General features: G+C 64.0%; 15 protein-coding genes and 1 tRNA gene. 8 read left to right on the top strand and 8 right to left on the bottom strand.

Annotated features, from left to right (window positions below; translation table 11 throughout):
* Positions 1 to 10: 10 nt before the first annotated feature.
* Positions 11 to 1,822 (bottom strand): long-chain-fatty-acid--CoA ligase, encoded by a 1,812-nt coding sequence (locus ABIB35_RS11545; RefSeq protein WP_354181511.1) that lies wholly within the window; start codon positions 1,820 to 1,822, stop codon positions 11 to 13.
* A 378-nt stretch (positions 1,823 to 2,200) separates the two neighbouring features.
* Here ABIB35_RS11545 and ABIB35_RS11550 point away from each other — a divergent pair, with 378 nt between their 5' ends.
* The 5 genes from ABIB35_RS11550 (at position 2,201) to ABIB35_RS11570 (ending at position 8,095) form a co-directional block, all read left to right on the top strand.
* The gene (locus ABIB35_RS11550) at positions 2,201 to 3,316 is read left to right on the top strand and encodes a VIT1/CCC1 transporter family protein (RefSeq protein WP_502915781.1); all 1,116 of its coding nucleotides are present in this window, start codon (positions 2,201 to 2,203) and stop codon (positions 3,314 to 3,316) included.
* 9 nt (positions 3,317 to 3,325) lie between these two features.
* Entirely contained in the window at positions 3,326 to 4,153 is an 828-nt protein-coding gene (locus tag ABIB35_RS11555; protein ID WP_354181515.1) for an aldo/keto reductase, read from the top strand.
* A gap of 155 nt (positions 4,154 to 4,308) precedes the next feature.
* Complete coding sequence (locus tag ABIB35_RS11560; RefSeq protein ID WP_354181517.1) at positions 4,309 to 5,247, top strand: DUF6507 family protein; 939 nt, start codon at positions 4,309 to 4,311, stop codon at positions 5,245 to 5,247.
* Entirely contained in the window at positions 5,244 to 5,723 is a 480-nt protein-coding gene (locus ABIB35_RS11565; RefSeq protein WP_354181519.1) for a hypothetical protein, read from the top strand. Before ABIB35_RS11560 ends, ABIB35_RS11565 begins: the two co-directional genes overlap by 4 nt.
* Before the next feature lie 431 nt (positions 5,724 to 6,154).
* Complete coding sequence (locus tag ABIB35_RS11570; protein ID WP_502915782.1) at positions 6,155 to 8,095, top strand: BCCT family transporter; 1,941 nt, start codon at positions 6,155 to 6,157, stop codon at positions 8,093 to 8,095.
* A gap of 88 nt (positions 8,096 to 8,183) precedes the next feature.
* On the opposite strand, the gene ABIB35_RS11575 is transcribed toward ABIB35_RS11570, so the two are convergent.
* From ABIB35_RS11575 to ABIB35_RS11600, 6 genes are all read right to left on the bottom strand, one after another.
* Positions 8,184 to 9,611 (bottom strand): sugar porter family MFS transporter, encoded by a 1,428-nt coding sequence (locus ABIB35_RS11575; RefSeq protein WP_354181523.1) that lies wholly within the window; start codon positions 9,609 to 9,611, stop codon positions 8,184 to 8,186.
* An 85-nt stretch (positions 9,612 to 9,696) separates the two neighbouring features.
* A complete protein-coding gene (sucD, locus tag ABIB35_RS11580) occupies positions 9,697 to 10,599 on the bottom strand; it encodes a succinate--CoA ligase subunit alpha (RefSeq protein WP_354181525.1) in 903 nt (300 codons plus the stop codon).
* Between the two features lie 38 nt (positions 10,600 to 10,637).
* A complete protein-coding gene (sucC, locus tag ABIB35_RS11585) occupies positions 10,638 to 11,807 on the bottom strand; it encodes an ADP-forming succinate--CoA ligase subunit beta (protein WP_354181527.1) in 1,170 nt (389 codons plus the stop codon).
* Positions 11,808 to 12,016: 209 nt separating this feature from the next.
* The gene (pcrA, locus tag ABIB35_RS11590; protein ID WP_354181529.1) at positions 12,017 to 14,551 is read right to left on the bottom strand and encodes a DNA helicase PcrA; all 2,535 of its coding nucleotides are present in this window, start codon (positions 14,549 to 14,551) and stop codon (positions 12,017 to 12,019) included.
* Positions 14,552 to 14,657: 106 nt separating this feature from the next.
* Complete coding sequence (locus ABIB35_RS11595; RefSeq protein ID WP_354181531.1) at positions 14,658 to 15,458, bottom strand: inositol monophosphatase family protein; 801 nt, start codon at positions 15,456 to 15,458, stop codon at positions 14,658 to 14,660.
* A 58-nt stretch (positions 15,459 to 15,516) separates the two neighbouring features.
* A complete protein-coding gene (locus ABIB35_RS11600) occupies positions 15,517 to 16,677 on the bottom strand; it encodes an acyltransferase family protein (RefSeq protein WP_354181533.1) in 1,161 nt (386 codons plus the stop codon).
* Between the two features lie 160 nt (positions 16,678 to 16,837).
* On the opposite strand from ABIB35_RS11600, the gene ABIB35_RS11605 reads away from it, so the two are divergent.
* Complete coding sequence (locus tag ABIB35_RS11605; protein WP_354181535.1) at positions 16,838 to 17,479, top strand: hypothetical protein; 642 nt, start codon at positions 16,838 to 16,840, stop codon at positions 17,477 to 17,479.
* Between the two features lie 189 nt (positions 17,480 to 17,668).
* Here ABIB35_RS11605 and ABIB35_RS11610 read toward each other — a convergent pair whose 3' ends face one another.
* Positions 17,669 to 19,807: an MMPL family transporter gene (locus ABIB35_RS11610; protein ID WP_354181537.1), complete on the bottom strand. Its 2,139-nt coding sequence runs from the start codon at positions 19,805 to 19,807 to the stop codon at positions 17,669 to 17,671.
* 85 nt (positions 19,808 to 19,892) lie between these two features.
* On the opposite strand from ABIB35_RS11610, the gene ABIB35_RS11615 reads away from it, so the two are divergent.
* Together ABIB35_RS11615 and ABIB35_RS11620 are read left to right on the top strand one after the other, a co-directional pair.
* Positions 19,893 to 20,402 (top strand): MarR family winged helix-turn-helix transcriptional regulator, encoded by a 510-nt coding sequence (locus ABIB35_RS11615; protein WP_354181539.1) that lies wholly within the window; start codon positions 19,893 to 19,895, stop codon positions 20,400 to 20,402.
* Between the two features lie 67 nt (positions 20,403 to 20,469).
* Positions 20,470 to 20,546 (top strand) — tRNA-Arg (locus tag ABIB35_RS11620).
* Positions 20,547 to 20,560 lie beyond the last annotated feature (14 nt).

A 20,560-nucleotide genomic window follows, 5' to 3' on the forward strand; every position in this document is an offset into this window, starting at 1 on the left:
GCGTTACGGTCTAGGCGTTAGGTGTGGTGCTGCTGCCGTTTCCGGCGGAGTCCTGGCTTGCCGCGGGCGAGCCGTCGGTGTTGACCGAGTCGGAAGCTGCGGGTGCGGTCAGGCTGTCCCGGACATCCCGGCGCAGTACCTTACCGATCAGCGACCGGGGCAGATCCGGGATCTGAACTATCCTCCGGGGCACCTTATACGCGGCAAGTTCGTTGCGGACGTACTCGCGGAGGTCCTCCGGCTGGAAATGTGCATCCTCCTTGAGGACCACGGCGGCCACCACGTCTTCTCCCCCGGTAGCCCTGCTAATGCCGACGACGGCGGCGTCGGCAATGCTGTCGTGGCGCTTGAGCGCTTCCTCCACCTCGGACGGGGAAACGTTGAAGCCGCCGGTAATAATCAGTTCCTTGATGCGGTCCCGGATCGTCACAAAGTGGTCTTCGTCCACGGAGACAATGTCACCGGTCCGGAACCAGCCGCCATCGAGCAGCGCCGCGCGGGTTTCCGCCGGTTTGTTCCAATAGCCCTGGAAGACCTGGGGCCCGCGGATCAGCAGCTCTCCCTGTTCGCCCAGAGGACGGTCTATGTCGGGATTCTCCGGGTCCACCACGCGGATGTCGGTCAGCGGGAACGGCACCCCCACGGTTCCGGACTTCCGTGTCGGGCCCATCGGATTGCCGATCGCTACCGGTGAAGTTTCAGTCAGGCCGTAGCCTTCAATCAGGTATCCGCCGGTGGCTTCCTCCCAGGCTTTCACGGTGGCCGCCGGCAGGTTCATGGCACCGGAGATGGCAAAGCGAACTCCTTTCAGAGACACACCCTGCTCCTTGGCGCCCGCCGCGATGCGGTCATAGATCGGCGGAACTGCGGGCAGGAAGGTGGGAGGGGACTTCTTCACGGCCTTCAGCACCAGATCAACATCAAATTTAGGGAACAGAACCAGGTTGGCACCGAGGCTCATAGCCGTGGTGAGGCACAGCGTCAGTCCGTAAGCATGGAACATGGGCAGCACGCCGTAAAAGGTCTCTTTACCGGGCCGCAGCCCCGGCACCCAGGCCCTGCCCTGCGCGGCGTTGGCCATCAGGTTGGCATGAGTCAGCATGGCGCCCTTGGGGGTGGCCGTGGTACCGCTGGTGTACTGGATGGCGGCAAGGTCGGACGCCGCGGGACGGGGATGACGGCGGCGAAGCGGCCGATGGTCCAGCAGCTTCTTCCAGGCAACCACGTTTCGGTCTCCGCTGCGCGGGGCCTTGGCCACGGTCAGCGCGTTGCGGGCTTTGCGCGCAGCGGGAACGGGAAGTTTGAGCGCCAGCCTGTTTTTCAGCGGCATGCTCTCGATGAGGTTGACTGAAACAATGCTGCGCAACGGAACGTCGCCCGGCATTGCCTGCAACCGGTCCACCACTTTGTCCCAGGCCACAGCCACCGCGGCGCCGTGGTCCTCGAATTGGTGCCGCAGCTCCCGGTCCGTGTACAGCGGATTGTGCTCAACAACGACGGCGCCCAACCGAAGAACCGCGTAGAAGGCCACAATGTGCTGGGGGCAGTTCGGCAGCACCAGTGCCACCCGGTCGCCCTTCTTCACGCCAAGCTTTTTCAGCCCGCTGGCCGCCCGGCGGATTTGTTCGCCAAGGGCTTGATAGCTGGTGGTCGCACCAAAGAATTCAAGCGCCGTTTTGGGCCCGTACGTCCGGATCGACTTCTCCACCATGTCCACCAGCGATCCTTCCGGAAGACGCAGGTCGGCAGGAACCCCTGCGCCGTAATGTCGGGTCCAGGGCCGTGGATGTTCTGCGGAAGCTGAAAGTGTTTGAGTACTCACGTTCTCGACTTTAGCCGCTGGGCGGAACGGTTCCTTCCCGGGCCCGCTGGTGCCTGCGCCAAAGTTCTCTCCTGCTCGCTGCATCCGGCCTTCCTCTGGTTCCACGATGTTCTCCGCTACACTGATAGGTCGAAGGGGAGTAGCTCCGGCCCTTCCGCAGAATCCATAGTAGTGAACGTCCGCAGCCAGATAGGCTGCAGCGCACGCAGGATCCGCGGAGAGCCGAGGTCTGTCGACATACTGGCCGCCGTTGCGCGGCCCGGCATTCCACCCACAGTGTTCAACGCATGGGCGAGCGAGACCTTCGGTCAGTTTCGCCATCAGCTGACCGGAGACTCCCCGAAATGCTCCGGTCCCCGTATCAGGAGCATTGTGAACATCCATCCAGCAGACGAGCGCTCCCAGAGCTCGCCCCCGTCGTCCTCCGACCGCAGGCGGTGGCGGCAGTATCTGGCCGATGAACGCGCGGAAGCAGAAACCTACCGCTACCTCGCCGAACGCCGGGACGGCGAAGAACGCGACATCCTGCTCGCCCTCGCCGAAGCCGAAGGCAGGCATGAAGCCCACTGGCGCGCACTGCTGGGTGATGACGCCAACCGGCGCACCAAAGCATCCCTGCGCAACCGGCTGCTGGGGTTCCTGGCCCGCCGGTTCGGGTCGGTGTTCGTGCTGGCGCTGGCGCAGCGTGCCGAAGGCCGCTCCCCGTATTCCCGGGATCCCAATGCCACCGTGGCCATGGCCGCGGATGAGCAGATCCATGAAGAGGTGGTCCGCGGCCTTGCGACCCGCGGCCGGACCCGGCTCTCCGGCAATTTCCGGGCAGCAGTGTTCGGCGCAAATGACGGCCTGGTGTCCAACCTCGCCCTGGTCATGGGAATTGGCGCCACCGGCGTTTCCAGCGGCTTCATCCTCTTCAGCGGACTCGCCGGCCTGCTGGCCGGTGCACTGTCCATGGGTGCCGGCGAATACGTGTCAGTGCGGTCCCAGCGCGAACTGCTTGAAGCCTCCCGTCCCACGCAGATCACCCTTGCCGCTGCCAAATCGCTGGATATCGATGCCAACGAACTGGTGCTGGTCTACCGGGCGCGCGGTATGACACCGGAGGCGGCTGAGCATCGGGCGGCGGAACGGATGGGACTGTACAGCTGCGACTGCGACCCCAGTTTTTCCTTGAATCCGGAGGCCAGGGTGGAGGGCGTCGATGAACACGAGACCGTGGGTACCGGCCTCGGAGCCGCCATCTCCAGCTTCTGCTTCTTCGCCTCCGGAGCCATCATTCCGGTCCTGCCGTACATTTTCGGGCTCACCGGACTCGCCGCCGTCGTCGTATCGTGCGTTTTGGTGGGCCTGGCCCTGGTCGTGACCGGTGGCGTGGTTGGCCTGCTGTCCGGGGCGTCACCGCTGAAGCGGGGGCTGCGCCAGCTGGCGATCGGGCTGGGCGCGGCCGGCGCCACCTACCTCTTGGGCATGCTGTTCGGCACCGGCGTGGCTTAGGCTTCCCCCATGAATACTTCCGTGCCCGCCCTTCCGTTGCCCAGCGGAGCCCTGATCCCGCAGGTCGGGCTGGGAACCTGGCCCCTGGACGACGACGAAGCGGCCCGCGCCGTTGACACCGCCGTCGGCCTTGGCTACCGCCACTTCGACACCGCTGAGAACTACCGCAATGAAAAGGGCGTAGGTGTTGGGCTGCGCCGCAGCGGACTGGATCGCGGTCAAGCCTTCATCACCACCAAGTTCAACAAGGAATGGCATAGTTTCGACGGCGTCCGGCGGGCAGTGGAGGCCTCCACCCAGCGGCTGGGTACTGAGTACGTGGATCTACTGCTCATCCACTGGCCAAATCCGGACCTGGACCGCTATGTGGAGGCCTTCCGGGGGATGCGTGCCGTGCAGGACGACGGCCTGGTCAGGGCGGTGGGCGTCTCGAACTTCAAGCCGGCACACCTAAAAAAACTGGCCGACGCAGGATTGGTGCCGGAGGTGAACCAGATCCAGCTCGATCCCTACCGTCCGCGCCGGGATGTCCGTGAGGCTAATGCCGGCCTGGGAATCCTGACCGAGGCATGGAGTCCGTTGGGCAAGGGTACCCGACTGCTGGCGGAACCCCTGCTCCTGACACTCGCCGCCAAATACGGCAAGACGCCGGCACAGGTGGTCCTGCGCTGGGACATCCAGTCAGGCATCGTTGCCATCCCCAAATCCGCCAATCCGCAGCGAATGGCGGAGAACCTGGACATTTTCGATTTCGAGCTTGATGCCCGGGATCTCTCCTCCCTGGACGGCTTGGAAAATGACGCCGCAGTTTCAGATTCGGACACCTTCGGACACTAGCTGCGGGACTTGTCCACAGGCGCTCCCCTGCCCATATCCGCGGTGAAACGGACCGGTTAGATTGAACGGACCGGACGGGGCGCCGGGATTTGTTGCCTCTTTTCCGGCCCATGTCTCAACGCCCGGCCAGCCGCCGGGCACCGGAAGGGGAACTCATGGTTGCCTACAACATCGACACCGCTGCGGTCCTGACTGTCCTCCGGGACACGGAAATGGAAGTGGCTTCCCTGGGTTCCCTCAGCTCAGATCTTCAGGGCGGGGTGGACGCAGTTGGCGCCTCACTCGGGCCAGGCCCGGTGGCCCGCGCCTTCACCCGATACGCGGCTGAAACGCTTCTCTCCGACCTGCGCTCCGGAATGATCAGCTCCGGGCGCGCCCTTGCATCGGCACGCACCGCCGTAGCGGAATACGCCGCGGCCGATGAACAGATGAGGGCGCGGGCAGAGGCTGCGGCCGCCGCCGTTCCGGCTGTTCTACCTGAGTCCCCTGCCACGGTTGTCCCGCCGGCGGGCACCGCACCCGGGCTGATCCCTGCCGTGCCTTTGCCTTTGCCTTTGCCTTTGCCTATGCCTATGCCTTTGCCGCCCCCGGAAAAAGAACCGGAACATGAACGCGGAGCCGTGGAGCCCCTGCCCGGGCCCCCGCCCTGGCGCCCCATCTGGCCGCGGTCCCCGCTCCCAGTGCTGCCCAACCCGCTTCCGCCGCGGCCCAGCCCGGACCCCGCCTTCGGGCCCTGGTGGTGGGTGTGCCTGCCCCAGTGGTGGTGGATGCGTCCGCCGGGTTCGCAAAGATGGCCCGGTTGGCGGGACTGGTATGGATTCCGCTGGCCATGGGCGTTCCTGCCGTTGCCGGGATGTCCAGGACCACCTCTGCTGCCCGGTCGGGGCATCATGCCGCCGGGGTGCTACTACCCCATAGTGCCCCTTGAGAACCCGCTGCTGAGGGTGGGCCCTCCCGTTGCCCGAATGCTGGCTGACCACGCTACCGTCCCTGAAGGTGACCCGGGTCCGGAAAGCGGAGGCACCATTCCCGACGGAAAGAGCCTTCCCGCCCGCCTCTCCGCTACCGGCAGCCGAACATGGGGTCTGACATGAGCGCGCCCCTGGACCTGAGTGGAACGGCCGGCCTGCCCGTCCCGTCCGATCTCGAGGAGAGCGCGTCCGCGGTCCTGCGCTGCGGTTCGATCGTCAACGAATCCATCCGCCGCGCCCACACCAAATGGTCATATCTGGCCGAAGCCTATGCCGCCCCCGAGCAGCAGCGGGTCCAGCGCGCCATGGATCCTCCCCGTGATGCGGGGGAAGCCGTGTTCCAGGCAGCCACCCACGCGGCCTCGGCACTTGGTGTATTCGCCGCATCCGTCGAAGTGATCCGGCAGAAGCGCCTGGAACTGCAGGCCGAAGCGGAGGTGCTCTACGAAAAGGAGAATCAAGGGAAGGCAGCCGGCGTCCTGCCGGCGGAATGCGTCGCTTTGACCCTCCCCTGGATCCTGCTGCAAGACAGGGCCGACCAGCTGGCCCAGGAACTAAGCACCGCCGAAGACGAGTGCATCCGCACTCTGACCCGGTGAGAGCGCCATTCGGCCGGTTCGCGCATTCGGGGACACTAAAAGGCCTGGCTTCGGCCGCGGCAGCGGCGCCGGCCTTGAACGCAGGATCCGGTACGCGGTGTGTCATCCGTCACCAACCCGGGATGGAACTTGGGACAGCCCCGCGGATGCGTGCGTGCCCGGCCGCCAATCCGCCGTCCACGAATTTGACTTGCACCGTCAACCGGGAAACCCTAATAAAGACTACGCATTATCACGTACCAGGTACGGAAGAGCGTACAAGAGGGGCAGCGTCGCTTTCACCACCCGGTAGAGCCATGCCCGCAGAGCCACGCCCGCAGAGTACATACCTGCGAAATCCGGGGACCAGCAGCCTCATCACACGCCGCCCACTGCTCCCCTGCGGGAGCCGGGCATTCTTCCGTTAATACCAAGGAAGGTCTATGGCTAACATGATTGAACCTCACCCCCTTTCGGGGCAGGGGCCGGATGCACGCGACGGAGGCAGCCATCCTGACGCGGCTTCCGACACGGCGTCACAGCAGGCCAATGATCTACCCGCAGAGACCTTGGAAGCAGACCCGGACCAGGAACTGCTTCAACAACTCCGGGAAACAGAACGGGCGCATGAAGCGGCCCGCAGCACCGAGACGCCGGCAAGACTGGACAAGGTCCTCTTCGGAGTCACCGGTGCCCTGGCCATAGCGTTCATCCTGTGGGGTTTCTTCGGACGTGACTCCTTGGCAACGTCGTCGCAGGCAGCACTGGACTGGGTCATGGCCAACACTGGCTGGCTGTTTGTTCTGTTGGCTTCCTTCTTTGTGGTCTACGTCCTGTGGCTTGCCCTGGGGCGCTTCGGGAACATCCCGCTGGGCAAGGACGATGAGGAACCGGAGTTCAAGACACTGTCCTGGATCTCCATGATGTTTGCCGCTGGCATGGGCATTGGCCTGATGTTCTACGGCGTGGCTGAACCGCTCTTCCACTACGTTTCGCCTCCCCCCGGCACCGTGGATGGACAGACGCCTGAGGCCCTGCGCACCGCCATGGCCACCTCCATGTTCCACTGGGGCCTGCATCCCTGGGCGATGTACGCCATCGTCGGCATCGCCATGGCCTACGGAAGCTACCGGCTCGGACGCAAGCAGCTGATTTCCTCGACTTTCACCTCGCTCTTCGGCAGGGCCCGCGTGGACGGGCCCCTGGGCAAGCTGCTGAACATCTTCGCCATCTTCGCTACCCTGTTCGGCACCGCCGCCTCCCTTGGTCTGGGCGCCCTGCAGATCGGCAGTGGACTGGAATCCACCGGCTGGGTCGGAACAGTTGGTACCCCCATCCTGGTGGGCGTCGTCGCCATTCTGACAGCCTGCTTCGTGGCGTCGGCCATGTCCGGTATTTCCAAGGGCATCCAGTGGCTCTCCAATATCAATATGGGCCTTGCGCTGCTCCTGGCGATCATCGTCTTCATTGCCGGACCCACGCTCTTCATCCTGAACGTCATCCCGTCGGCCATTGCCGACTATGCCGGCAACATGGCCGAGATGGCATCCCGGACAGAGGCCGTGGGCGACGGCTCCATGCGTGAATGGCTCTCCAGCTGGACCATCTTCTACTGGGCCTGGTGGCTGTCCTGGACGCCTTTTGTTGGCATGTTCATTGCCCGCATCAGCCGCGGCCGTACCATCCGGCAGTTTGTCACCGGCGTACTGCTGGTGCCCTTTGTGGTTACCGTCCTGTGGTTCTCGATCTTCGGCGGTGCCGCCATCGGAACCCAGCAGAGCGCTGCCCCGGGGGAGGCAGACGCTCTGACGGCGGCTGCAGGTTCGGACGCAGCGCTCTTTGAGCTATTTGCCCTGATGCCCATGCCCAACCTGATTGCCGCCGCCGTGGGGGTCCTGGCGATGGTACTGGTGGCTATTTTCTTCGTCACCGGAGCTGATTCGGCATCCATTGTGATGGCCTCGCTGAGTTCCAACGGCGCTGAAAAGCCGGCCCGCGGCGTCGTCATCTTCTGGGGCGTCCTCACCGGCGCTGTGGCAGCGGTGATGCTCCTGGCCGGGAGCAGCGACGACCCGTCGGCCGCGCTGGCAGCCCTGCAGCGCATCACGATTGTTGCGGCGCTCCCGTTCGCGATCGTGATGCTTCTGATGACCGTGGCACTGGCCAAAGATCTTGCCCGTGATCCCATGGCTTTGCGGCGCCGGCTGACCAAGTCAGTGGTTGAGCGCGCCATTGCAGCCGGCGTGGACGAACATGGCGGATCGACCTTTGATCTGTCCACTGTTGAACACGACACCACCACGCACGACGTCGTGACACCCGGCCCGGTCCCGGCCCGATCGGCACGGGTAGAAGAATCCGCAGACGGCGGACCGTTGCGGCCACGCAGCTAACGCCCCGCACTGGGGCAGGGTAGCCAGCAAAAAAGGTTCCGGCCGCCGCTGAAAAGCGGTGGCCGGAACCTTTTTTACATGTCAGGTATTAGGCGTCGGTGCGCAACCCCTCGGGAGCGGCCCCGCGAAGCTGCGCTTCCACCTGTTCCAGGCTCTTGCCCTGTGTCTCGGGCATGAACCGCTTCACGAACAGAATGGCGCAGATGCCCAGGGCCACAAAAATAAAGAACGTGGTGGAGATCCCCAGCCCGGCCATCAACATCGGGAACGAGAAGCCGACGGCGAAGTTCGCCATCCACTGCACGAACACGGACAACCCCATGCCCAGCCCACGGACCCGCAGCGGGAAGATCTCCGCGATCATCAGCCAGGTCACCGGTGAAATGGAACCCTGCTGGAAGGCCAGGAACAGCACGGTCAGCGACAACACCACAAAACCCCGGGCGGCGCCCTCGGGCATCGTGATGGAGACGATGCCAATCAGCAGCAGCGTGGTGGAAGTGCCGATCAGCCCGGTCATCAGCATGGGGCGGCGGCCCACCTTGCCCAGCAGCCAGATGCCCAGGATGGCAGCGGCCACCGACACTACGCCGTTGGCGATGTTCGCGGTCAATGCGGCCTCGGTGCCAAACCCGGCGTCGGCCAGGATCTGTGTGCCGTAGTACACAATGGCGTTGACGCCGGTGATCTGCTGCACCACTGACATGCCCATGCCGATCAGGAGCACCCGGAACAGCCACGGCTCGGCGAAGTCCTTGAAAGACCCGTGACGGGTAGTTTCCTCGCTGGCCAGGGCGCGGACGCCGTCGTATTCGGCTTGGGCCTCTTCAGAGCTGCGGATTTTCTGCAGGACGGCCATCATCTGCGGGTAGCGCCCCTGAGCGGCGAGCCAGCGCGGGCTCTCCGGCACAAACTTCATGCCGATCCACAGTGCGATGGCCGGCAGCGAGGCCACGGCCAGCATCCAGCGCCATACATGGTTCTCCCCGCCCCACGCATTGCCGATGCCGGCGTTGACGGTGAAGGCGGCCAGCTGGCCGGTGACGATCATCAGCTGGTCACGGGTCACCATTTGTCCGCGCCGGTCCGCGGGGGCAATCTCGGACAGGAACATGGGCACGACGGCGGATGCCCCGCCCACGGCCAGGCCCAGCACCACACGTGCGGCCACCATCAGCCCCACAGTGGGAGCGACAGCCGTCCCGAGGGCTCCGGCCAGGAAGACCACTGCCAGCACCATGAGTAGGCGTCGCCGGCCAAACCGGTCGGCAAGCTGTCCGGCCACAAGGGCACCGAACGCTGCTCCAAAGAGCAGGCTGGAGGTGATCAGTCCCTCGGTGAAGGGGGTGAGTCCCAAATCCACCTGCATGAAGGGCAGCGCCCCGTTGATGACTCCGGTGTCATAACCGAACAGGAAGCCGCCAAGGGTGGCAATCCAAGAGGCACGCCCCAGCACGCCGCGGTGGCGGTTGCGGCCCTGCTGGCCGGAAGATGCGGGGGTAAGAGTTGTGGACATCACGTTCTTTCTGAAGATAGCCAAGCGCGCAAAAACCCCCGCCTGCCGGATAAGACTCCGGCGGACGGGGGTGGATGCGTGCGTTTTAGAGCGCTGCGAAAACTTCGCGCAGCAGGGTGGCGGTCTCGGACGGCGTCTTGCCGACCAATACGCCTGCAGCTTCAAGAGCTTCCTTCTTGGCCTGAGCGGTTCCGGCGGAACCGGAGACAATGGCGCCTGCGTGGCCCATGGTCTTGCCTTCGGGAGCGGTGAAGCCGGCCACATAACCCACAACGGGCTTGGTGACGTTGGCCTTGATGTACTCGGCAGCGCGCTCTTCGGCGTCGCCGCCGATTTCGCCGATCATGACGATCGCTTTGGTCTCGGGGTCAGCTTCGAACGCAGCCAGGGCGTCGATGTGCGTGGTGCCGATGACAGGGTCGCCACCGATGCCGATGGCGGTGGAGAAGCCCAGGTCCCGCAGTTCGTACATCATCTGGTAGGTCAGGGTGCCGGACTTGGAGACCAAGCCGATCGGGCCCTTGGTGGTGATGTTGTTGGGTGTGATGCCAACGAGGGCTTCGCCCGGGGTGATGATGCCGGGGCAGTTCGGGCCGATGATGCGCGTGACCTGGTTGCCGTCGGCGTCCACCTTGGACTGGGCGTGTGCCCAGAACTCGGCGGAATCCTGTACCGGAACACCTTCGGTGATGACAACAACGAGGCCGATGCCGGCGTCGATTGCTTCCATGACGGCGTCCTTGGTGAAGGCCGGCGGCACAAAGACGATGGAGACATCGGCGTCGGTCTTGTCCATGGCCTCGGTGACGGTGCCGAAGACGGGCAGTTCAACGTCGCCGTGGGTGACCGTGGTTCCGGCCTTGCGGGCGTTAACGCCGCCGACAACCTGGGTTCCGGCCTTGAGCATCAGGGCGGTGTGTTTGGTTCCTTCGCCGCCGGTGATGCCCTGAACGATGACCTTGGAGTCCTTGTTCAAAAAGATAGACATAAGGGGATTCTCTTTCTAAAGGTTCGACAGGCTCTGAGTCAGCGAGCTGCGTAAGCGAGCTCGGCAGCCTTGTCGGCGCCTTCGTCCATGGTGGTGGCCAGCGTGACCAGCGGGTGGTTGGCCTCGGCAAGAATGCGGCGGCCTTCTTCGACGTTGTTGCCGTCCAGACGGACGACCAGCGGCTTGTTGGCTTCGTCGCCGAGGATTTCCAGGGCCTTGACGATGCCGTTCGCGACGGCGTCACAGGCGGTGATGCCTCCGAAGACGTTCACGAATACGGACTTGACCTGCTCATCGTTGAGGATGACGTCCAGGCCGGCGGCCATGACGGATGCCGAAGCTCCGCCGCCGATGTCCAGGAAGTTGGCCGGCTTCACGTTGCCGTGCTTTTCACCGGCGTAAGCGACGACGTCGAGCGTGGACATGACCAGTCCGGCGCCGTTGCCGATGATGCCCACCTGGCCGTCGAGCTTGACGTAGTTCAGGTCATTCGCCTTGGCCTTGGCCTCGAGCGGGTCGGCAGCATCCTTGTCTTCCAGTGCGGCGTGGCCGGGCTGGCGGAAGTCTGCGTTTTCGTCCAGGGACACCTTGCCATCGAGGGCAACGATGTCGCCTGCGCCGGTGCGAACCAGCGGGTTGACCTCAACGAGGGTGGCATCTTCCTTGACGAAGACGTCCCACAGCTTCAGGATCGCGTTCACGACACCTTCGCGCAGTTCCGGTGCGAAACCTGCGGTGTCGACGATCTCTTCGGCCTTGGCCTGGTCGATACCCACGGCGGGGTCAACGGCAACGCGGGCCAGAGCGTCGGGGCGCTCTACGGCGAGGACCTCGATTTCCATGCCGCCTTCCACCGAGCACATGGCCAGGTAGTTGCGGTTGGCGCGGTCCAGAAGAACGGAGAAGTAGAACTCCTCGGCGATGTCTGCGCCCTGGGCGATCATCACGGTGTTGACGGTATGGCCCTTGATGTCCATACCAAGGATGTCGGAGGCGTACGAGAACGCCTCGTCAGCGGTCTTGGCAACCTTGACGCCGCCGGCCTTGCCTCGGCCACCGACCTTGACCTGTGCTTTGACGACAACTACGCCGCCAATCTTCTCGGCTGCAGCTTTTGCTTCTTCAGGAGTGTGCGCCACGATTCCGGCAAGCACGGGTACACCGTGCGCCTCAAAAAGATCGCGCGCCTGATATTCAAACAGGTCCACGGGCTAGTGTCCTTCTACGTCGAAGTAGGTTTACATTCGATCAGATGATCGCCGAAGCAGATGCGTCACGCCGGTCTGCCCCACTGGAACTTTAGTCGCTCGGCATCCAACGCCGTCCCCAGAGTACCCCTTTAGTGATGAAGCGCACAGTTCTATGGTTTGTAGAAATCCGGCTTCGTGAGCTATGTGGGCGCACCCTACCGCACCGCTTAGGACTCTTTCGTGAGCGGCGCGTAACGCAGCAGGAGGCGCTTCTCACCGACGTCGAACTTGACCTTGGCAACCGTCTTGTCTCCGGTGCCTTCCACCGCAAGCACGGTGCCGTGGCCAAAGGTGGTGTGGTTGACCTTGTCCCCCACTGCCACCGAGATGACTTCCTTCTGCGGCTGGACCCGGCCGATGGCCTTGGCAATGGGCGCTGCGGAAATATTTCCGCCGGTTCCGGAGCCCGACGGCGACCCGGCACCCCAGTGCGATCCGCCGTAGCGGCTGGATCCGGTTCCTGAGCTGCCGCCCCAGGTGGGCCGGTCCATCCCTTCGCGCTTCCAGTCGATGAGTTCGCCGGGGATTTCTCCGACAAACTGGCTGGCGGGGTTGTATTGGCTCTGCCCCCACATGCTGCGCACTTCCGAACGTGTGATGTAGAGCCGTTTCCGGGCGCGGGTCAGCCCCACGTAGGCCAGCCGCCGTTCCTCGGCCAGTTCCGCCGGGTCGGTGGCGGAGCGCTGGTGCGGGAACAATCCCTGCTCCATGCCGGTCAGGAACACCACCGGGAACTCCAGGCCCTTGGCGGTGTGCAGCGTCATCAGGGTGACCACACCCTGGCGGCGGGATTCCTCCACGGCGGCCGCAACTTCCTCCTCGGACCCCTCCGGGGCGTCGGGGATGGAATCTGCGTCTGCCACCAGGGAGACCTGCTCCAGGAACTCCCCCAGCGATCCTTCGGGATTGTCCTTTTCGTATTCGCGGACCACCGCCACCAGCTCGGCGAGGTTTTCCACCCGCGATTCATCCTGCGGATCAGCTGAAGAACGCAGCTGCGCCAGGTAGCCGGTCTGTTCCAGCACGGCTTCCAAGGCTGCGGCAGCACCGGAGCCACTGGCCACTTCCGCCAAATCGTCAATGAGTTTCACGAAACCGTTGACCGCATTCAGCGACCGAGTGGCCAGTCCGGGAGCTTCACCGGCGCGCCGCAGGGCTGCCATGAAGGAAATCCGCTCGCGCTCGGCCAGGGCCGCCACGGAATACTCAGCCCGGTCGCCGATGCCCCGCTTGGGTTCGTTCAGGATCCGGCGCAGGTTCACCACGTCATCAGAGTTCACCAGCACCCGCAGATAGGCCAGGGCGTCCTTGATTTCCTTGCGTTCGTAGAACCGGGTGCCGCCCACCACCTTGTAGGGAAGACCTACGCGGACCAGGACGTCTTCCAGGGAACGTGACTGCGCATTGGTTCGGTAGAACACGGCCACGTCGCCCGGCCGCAGACCCTCTTCATCCTGCAACCGGTCAATTTCCTCGGCAATGAACCGGGCCTCTTCGTGTTCGTTTTCGCCGACATAGCCAATGATCTTTTCTCCGTTGCCCTCGGCCGTCCAGAGGCGTTTCTCCGGCCGGTTCGGGTTACGGGAAATCACGGCGTTGGCCGCGTTCAGGATGGTTTGCGTGGAGCGGTAATTCTGCTCCAGCAGGATGGTGCGGGCCGAAGGATAATCCTTCTCGAAGTCATTGATATTGCGCACGTCCGCGCCGCGGAACGCGTAGATGGACTGGTCCGAATCGCCAACCACGGTCAGCTCCGCCGGCGGGATGTCCAGTGTGTTCCCTTCCCCGGGCACGCCCACGAGCTCACGCACCAGGGCGTACTGGGCGTGGTTGGTGTCCTGGTACTCGTCCACCAGGATGTGACGGAACCGGCGGCGGTAGTACTCTGCCACGCCGGGGAAGGCGCGGAACATGTAGACCACCTGGGCAATCAGGTCATCAAAGTCCATGGCATTGGCTGAGCGCATGCGCTCGGTGTAGCCCTTGTAAACGTCCGCGACGGCCTGCTCAAACGGGTCCGCATAGTTGGCCGAGGCGGCAAAGGACTCGTCATCGATGAGTTCGTTCTTCAGCGCGGAGATCTTATGCATGATCATTTTGGGCGTGAAGCGCTTGGGATCCAGGTCCAGGCCCTTGGCCACCAGGGTGATCAGGCGCAGCGAGTCGGCTGAATCATAAATCGAGAAGTTGGAGTTCATGCCCACGGACTTGGCCTCGCGGCGCAGGATCCGCACGCAGGAGGAGTGGAAGGTGGAAATCCACATGGTCTTGGCCACCCCGCCCACCAGCGCCTCAATGCGTTCCCGCATTTCCGCGGCGGCCTTGTTGGTGAAGGAAATGGCCAGGATCTGGCCGGGGTTGGACCGGCCGGTGGCCATCAGGTAGGCGATCCGGTGGCTGAGCACCCGGGTTTTGCCGGAACCGGCCCCTGCCACGATCAGCAGCGGGGAGCCAGCGTGCTTGACGGCTTCCTCCTGCTGCGGGTTCAGGCCGTGCAGCAGATCAGCCGCCCGTTTTTCATCCATGCGGGAGGAAGCCCGCGGGTGCTCCGCTTCGGCATGATGCCCGCCACCGCGGGCGCCATTGTCCGCCGATGGTTCCTCCGACAGCGGGCCTGCCGCAGCGGACTCGGTTGTGACGGCACCGGGCTTGGCTGCATCGGTTTTGGGGGCTGAAAAGTACGGATCAAAAAGATAGTCCATGGTGTTCTTAAGTCTAGGCGCTGGCACTGACCATTTCCGGCGGGCGGGTTCGGGCTGATCCCGCCGAAGCTGACCGGTCCAGGCAGCGGCGGGTCAGGGCGGAGCCTCACGCGGAGGTTAGTGCCCCGCTGATTTCCTTTACGGCCGTTTCAGTTCCGGCGATGTGCCAGCGAAAGCCGTTCACCTCCACCACAGCAGTACTGCCGCCGGCCGCACGCACTATGGCCTTTCCGGGCAGCCAGTCCCATTCCGGGCAGCTGTGCTGGAACCAGGCTCCAAGGCGGCCGGATGCCACGCCGCCGAGGTCACAGGATCCTGATCCCAGCATGCGGATGGTGGCGGCTCGGGACGCTGCAGCAGTCCAGGGGCCAGCCACCTCGGGACGGAGCAGCCAGGTGGGGTGAAGATACGTTCCTGCGCTGAGCCGGTCCACGGGTGCATCCGCCGACGGCTGCACCGGAACACCGTTGAGGGTTGCGGGATGTCCTTCCCCGCCAAGCCAGAGTTTGTCCTCCTGCGGCTGGTAGACGGCGCCGAGCAGGACCTCCGGATCCCCGTCCTGAGCGTCCGGCTCGTCCGCCTTCAACGCGATTGCCGAGCACCAGTAGGTGGAGCCGGCAAAAAAGTTGTAGGTGCCATCCACCGGATCTATCACCCAGGACCGGCCCGAGGTACCAGTGACGCTGGCACCTTCCTCCCCCACAATCCCGTCCTGCGGGCGCAGTTTACGGATCCGGTCCACCACCAGCCTTTCGGCGGCGTGGTCAGCCGCTGTAACGACGTCGGACACTGTGGTTTTGGCGGTGGCGGTCAGCCCTTCCGAGCGCATGCGCAGTGCCAAGGCACCGGCTTCGCGGACCAGATCGGCGGCGAGGGAAAAATCTTCCTTAGTGGCGTGAACACTCATTCGGCCAGCCTATCGGCCCGGTGCAGCGAACCAAAGGAAACGACTTTTGCGCCCGCCGTCAGCGTCCGGCCGGTGTTGCAGCCGCCACTTCCGGAGAACCGGCGGGAACGGACGCCGACGGTTCCGGCGGGACGGGCGGGACGGGCGCTCCGGACGGGGCCACGCCGGTTGCTCCGGACGCTTTTCCGGTCCGGCGGACCGCTCGCATGATGGGCCGTTCCAGCCAGATCCAGGAGGCGATGGCAGGCAGGAATGTAAGAGCCGCGGCAATGATGATGTAGGCGGCGAGACCCTTTTCGTGAAGCCCGTACACGGCCAGCAGCTGTTGGACCGGGAAGGCGTAAATGTAGATGCCGTAGGAGACATCGTTTTTCTTGACCAGCTGCGGTGACGGCAGCCACAGCGAGATCCAGAGCAGGCCGTAGGCGATGAAGGCGCCTGAGGCTCCGCCGCCCCAGGCCGGAAAGAGTGCAGTCAGGGTTGCAGCGGCACCAAGACAGAGAAGGGCCGGTAGCCAGTGGATTCCGATCCGGTGCTTCCAGACGTACACCACGGCACCGCCGAGGAAGAACGGCAGCAGGTGCACGAGTGTCACAAAGTCGTAGTTGCCCTGCGCATAGGGCGCAATCCGGGGCATGAACGCGTTCGCCGCCACGCTCAGGACAAAAAGAACCGTGATGGGCCACGGAGACCTGCGCACCAGCGCAAACAGGCCAATAAAGGCCACCAGGAGGTAGCAGCAGAACTCAAAGTAGATGCTCCACAGCGAGCCGTTCCACACGCCCGCGTAGGGGACGGCGGCAGGGGTGCCGGCGACGTCGTATGCGTTCATACGCAGCCCCAGGTTGGTGAACACATAGTTAAACGGGGTGGTTGCCGTACCGAAGAATCCGTCCAGTGTCCCCTTCTCGGCGGCGTAGCCGACCGGCGCGAAGATTGCCGCAACCACGATCAGGCAGAGGATAAACGCAGGCACGATCCGCGCCACGCGGTGCACGAGGTAATCACCCAGGCTGTGGGTGAAGCGGCTGTGGGTGATGAGATAGCCGCTAATGACGAAAAAGCCCGCAACGGCCCAGCCTCCGAGTGTGTCTCCGGCGAAAGCCGGGGAGTTTTCGGTCCCGGAAAGCGGCCATGCGTGGTGCACGAGGACGGCAAGGGCGAAGATCAGCCGAATCAGGTTCAGGCTGTTATTCCGCGCATCAAACGGTTTGCCCATCCATAGGCTGTCGGCAGCCCGGTAATTTCCCAACATGGCCTCCAGAGGGCATTGACAACCTGTCCATGCTAGCGGACCCGCCAAAAATCCAGTGCAAGGGGTTAGCCCGGCCCAGGGGGTCCCCGGCGGCAGTTGACCCCTGCGGCGATACTCTATAGGCATGGGAAAAACTCCGGCACAACGGGCCGCAAAGCACGGCGGCAATGCCGCCGCACCGCCGCATGTCGCGAACATGTCCGCGCCGCGCTCTGGGCAGCAGCCCAAAAGCAACGCCAATCTGATTCTGGTTGCGGCAGTTGCCACCACCTTGTTTATGTTCTTTTATCTGCACCTCATGGTGCTGGATCAAATGACGCAGCTCTCCAACGGCATGGCCATGCCGGACTCGCTGGTGGGCGGTTACAGCATGGAATACCTCGCGGACCTGCGCTCCGTCATGGACAGCGATGCCCTTGGCCAGCTCAGCTATGTGCACAAGACAGCCGGCACGATCTTCCCCCTGATGTTTGGATTTACCTGGCTGCTGATCATTGGCCTCAACGCCAGCGGCAGGGCCAAGCGCTGGGTCCTGTGGGCCGCGCCCATCCTTTTTGTCATCGTTGACCTGTGGGAAAACGTCGCCATTGATGCGGCGCTGGGTTCGGACACCCTGACCAGTGCCGACGCCACGCTGGCCAGCGTGCTGACGGTAGCCCGCTGGGTGCTGTTCGCCCTGAGTCTGCTTGCTTCACTGGTAGCCGTCTTCAGCAAACGGCGGCCCCCGGCCGCAACCGCAGGAGCACCGGCGGACCGCGCGGCCTAAGTAGAGTCCGCGGCTTGGGGAAATCCCTCGGCACCGGCACGGCACCGAAACCGGCACCGGCACCGGCACCGAAAAATAGCAGGAGGGCCTGCCCGGGATATCCGGGCAGGCCCTCCTGCTGTTGATCCGAGCGCCAAAACCGGCGGCTGCAGTGCGGCCTTGCCGGCCACCGGCTCGTCTGCGGCGGAACTAGCTGGTGCTGGCCCGATGCGCTCCGGCCGGAGCGCCTAGGGAGCCGGGACCGGAATCGTCGCCCGCAGCGGCTTCATGCCGACCGCCGGTGCCGCCCTGGGCCGCCGGCTTGGACGGCCACCAGAACTTCTCGCCCAGGATGAAGGCCAGCGCCGGAACAATCACGGTCCGCACCACCAGGGTGTCCAGCAGGACACCGATTGCCACCGTAATGCCCACCTGAGTCAGCGTGACCAGAGGCAGTACGCCCAGGACCGCAAACACCGCGGCCAGCAGGATGCCGGCACTGGTGATCACACCGCCGGTGGAGCGCAGCGCACTGAGCATGCCGTCCTTGGTGCCCATGGTCATGGCGTTCTCCCGGGCCCGGGTGGTCAGGAAGATGTTGTAGTCCACGCCCAGTGCCACCAGGAAGATGAACGAGTACAGCAGTGTGAGGGTGTCCAGGGCCGGGAAGCCGAGCACGTTCACGAACAGGAACCAGCTGATTCCGGTGCTCGCAACAAACGTCAGGAGCACTGAGGCGACCAGCAGCACCGGGGCCACAAGACTGCGCAGCAGGACCAGCAGCACCAGGAACACCAGGATGATCACCGAGGTGACCACCAGGGTCAGGTCATGCTGATTGGCAGCCAGCTGATCCACGCGTTCGGCAGCCTCGCCGCCCACCAGCGCCTCGTAGTCGGGGTTGGCCGCCAGATCGCTGCGCAGGTCTTCGATGAAAGCGTTGGCTTCGGCGGTGCCGGGCTCGTACCGGTCCACCACGTCAATGCGGGTTACGCCGTTGTTCTCGGAGACCACATCGGCCCCGGACACACCCTCAACGGCGGCGAGTTCCTCTGCCGCTGCTTGCGCGGAATCGGAATTGACCAGAACAATTACCGGTGAGGTGGAGCCTGCCGGGAAGCCTTCGGCCAGGGTTTCGGCCGCTGTGACGGCCTGCGGCTTCTCGGTGAACTGCTCATTTTCGCTCAGCCCGATCTGGACGTTGAACAGGAGTCCGCCGGCAGCCAGCAGGACGACGACGGCGACGCTGGCAATGCGCTTGGGCGCACGTGCCGTGGCCTCACCCAGCTTGCCCCAGAACTTGCCTTCGCGGGCGGCATCTCCCACCTTGGGAACAAAGGGCCAGAACAGCTTGCGGCCCAGCAGCACCAGGGCGGCCGGCAGGATAAAGAGGGCGCTGAGGATGGCCAGCACAATGCCGGTTGCTGCCGAGAAACCCAGTCCGCGGTAACTCATGGTGTCGGTGAAGAGCAGCACCAGCAGTGCCAGGATCACGGTGCCGCCGGAAGCGATGATCGCCTCCCGGGTGCGGGAAAGGGCTTTACCCATGGCCTGATACTTGGACTCGTAGGTGCGGAGCTCTTCGCGGTAGCGGGCAATCAGCAGCAGCGCATAGTTGGTGGCAGCACCGAAGACCAAAACGCTGGTAATGCCCACGGCGGAGGGATCCACGTCAATACCCACCACCGGGGCCAGCAAATCAACGACCTTCAGGGCTGCCTGCTCGATGGTTGCCACTACGGCCAGGGGAACCAGCCACAGCCACGGGGACCGATACGTAATGAGCAGCAGCAGTGCCACCACACCGGCGGTTACGGTCAGCAGGATGAAGTTCGCTCCGGAGAACACTCCGGCGAGGTCGGCGGTGAACGCTGCCCCTCCGGTCAGTTCGGCATTAATGCCCTCGGGGGCCGCCTCGGAGATGCTTCCGCGCAGGCTTTCAACCTCGGCGGCAACGGCATCGCCGTCGTCGGCCGCGGCCTGCAGTGTGACCGGAATAAGGCCAACAAGCTTGTTCTCCGAAACAATCGGCGGCACCTGGGGTGGGGGGCCAACAGCGCCCAGCTCCGCGGCGGCGGCGTTGATGTCCGCGATGGCTGCCTGGTCGGCATCCGTCAGTTCCGACCCGTCGGCCCGGGACACCACAATCAGTGCGGTGGATTCCTGGGCATCGGGAAACTCTTCAAGGAGTTCGTTGACCTGGGTCGTTTGGTACTTGTCGCTGAGGCCGCCAACGGTGCTGGCCTCATTTTCCTGCGCCGGCAAAGCAAAGAGGCCAATGACGACCGCAAGGCTCAGCAGCAGCGTAATCCAGGCCGCTTTGGCCGTCTTCACTATCCCTGCGTACATGCTCGCTCCTGGTGCACTAATAAGTATCTCCTGCAAAAAGTATCTCACTTTTAGAGATACTTCAATCTGGAGTTAGTATAGGGGCGTGGACGAAAAGGAATTGCGGCGCAGTATCGTCAATGCAATCCGCGGCATGGGCCTGGACGGGCAGCGTGTGGCGGATACTTTCGCGCACCGACATGGACTTAACAACACCGATATGCGGGCGCTGACCCTGATCATGGAAGCGGAAATGCGACATGAGCCCCTCACTGCCGGCCAGCTCAGCGCGAAGCTTGGCACCTCCACCGGTGCCACTACAGCGGTGATCGACCGGCTGGAGCGGGTCGGACATATCCACCGCAACCGCGACCATTCAGACCGCCGGAAGGTGACCCTGCACTTCGAACCCCTGGCGATGCAGCTGGCCGGAGCCTATTTTGGCCCGCTCGGAGCCCTCACCGACGAGGTCATGAGCCGCTACTCCACGCAGGAACTGTCAACTGTCCACCGGTTTATGGAAGACATGCGCGCTGCGTATTCTGCTCACCAGGCAGCCTTGTCCGAACCAGAGCCTCCGGCCTCGCCCGCCCCGCCGGAACAACACGCACCGTAACGCCTGCAGCATCCCGGCTTCAGGAACAGGTAAGCTGATAACCGCCTGCCGGCCAGTCCGGCAGTCCGCCCTCGTAGCTCAGTAGGATAGAGCGGCCCTCTCCTAAAGGGCAGGTCGTCGGTTCGATTCCGGCCGGGGGCACCACCGCGTTATTGCAC

This window comes from Arthrobacter sp. UYP6 (assembly GCF_040547315.1).
In the GTDB taxonomy this organism is placed as follows: domain Bacteria; phylum Actinomycetota; class Actinomycetes; order Actinomycetales; family Micrococcaceae; genus Arthrobacter_B.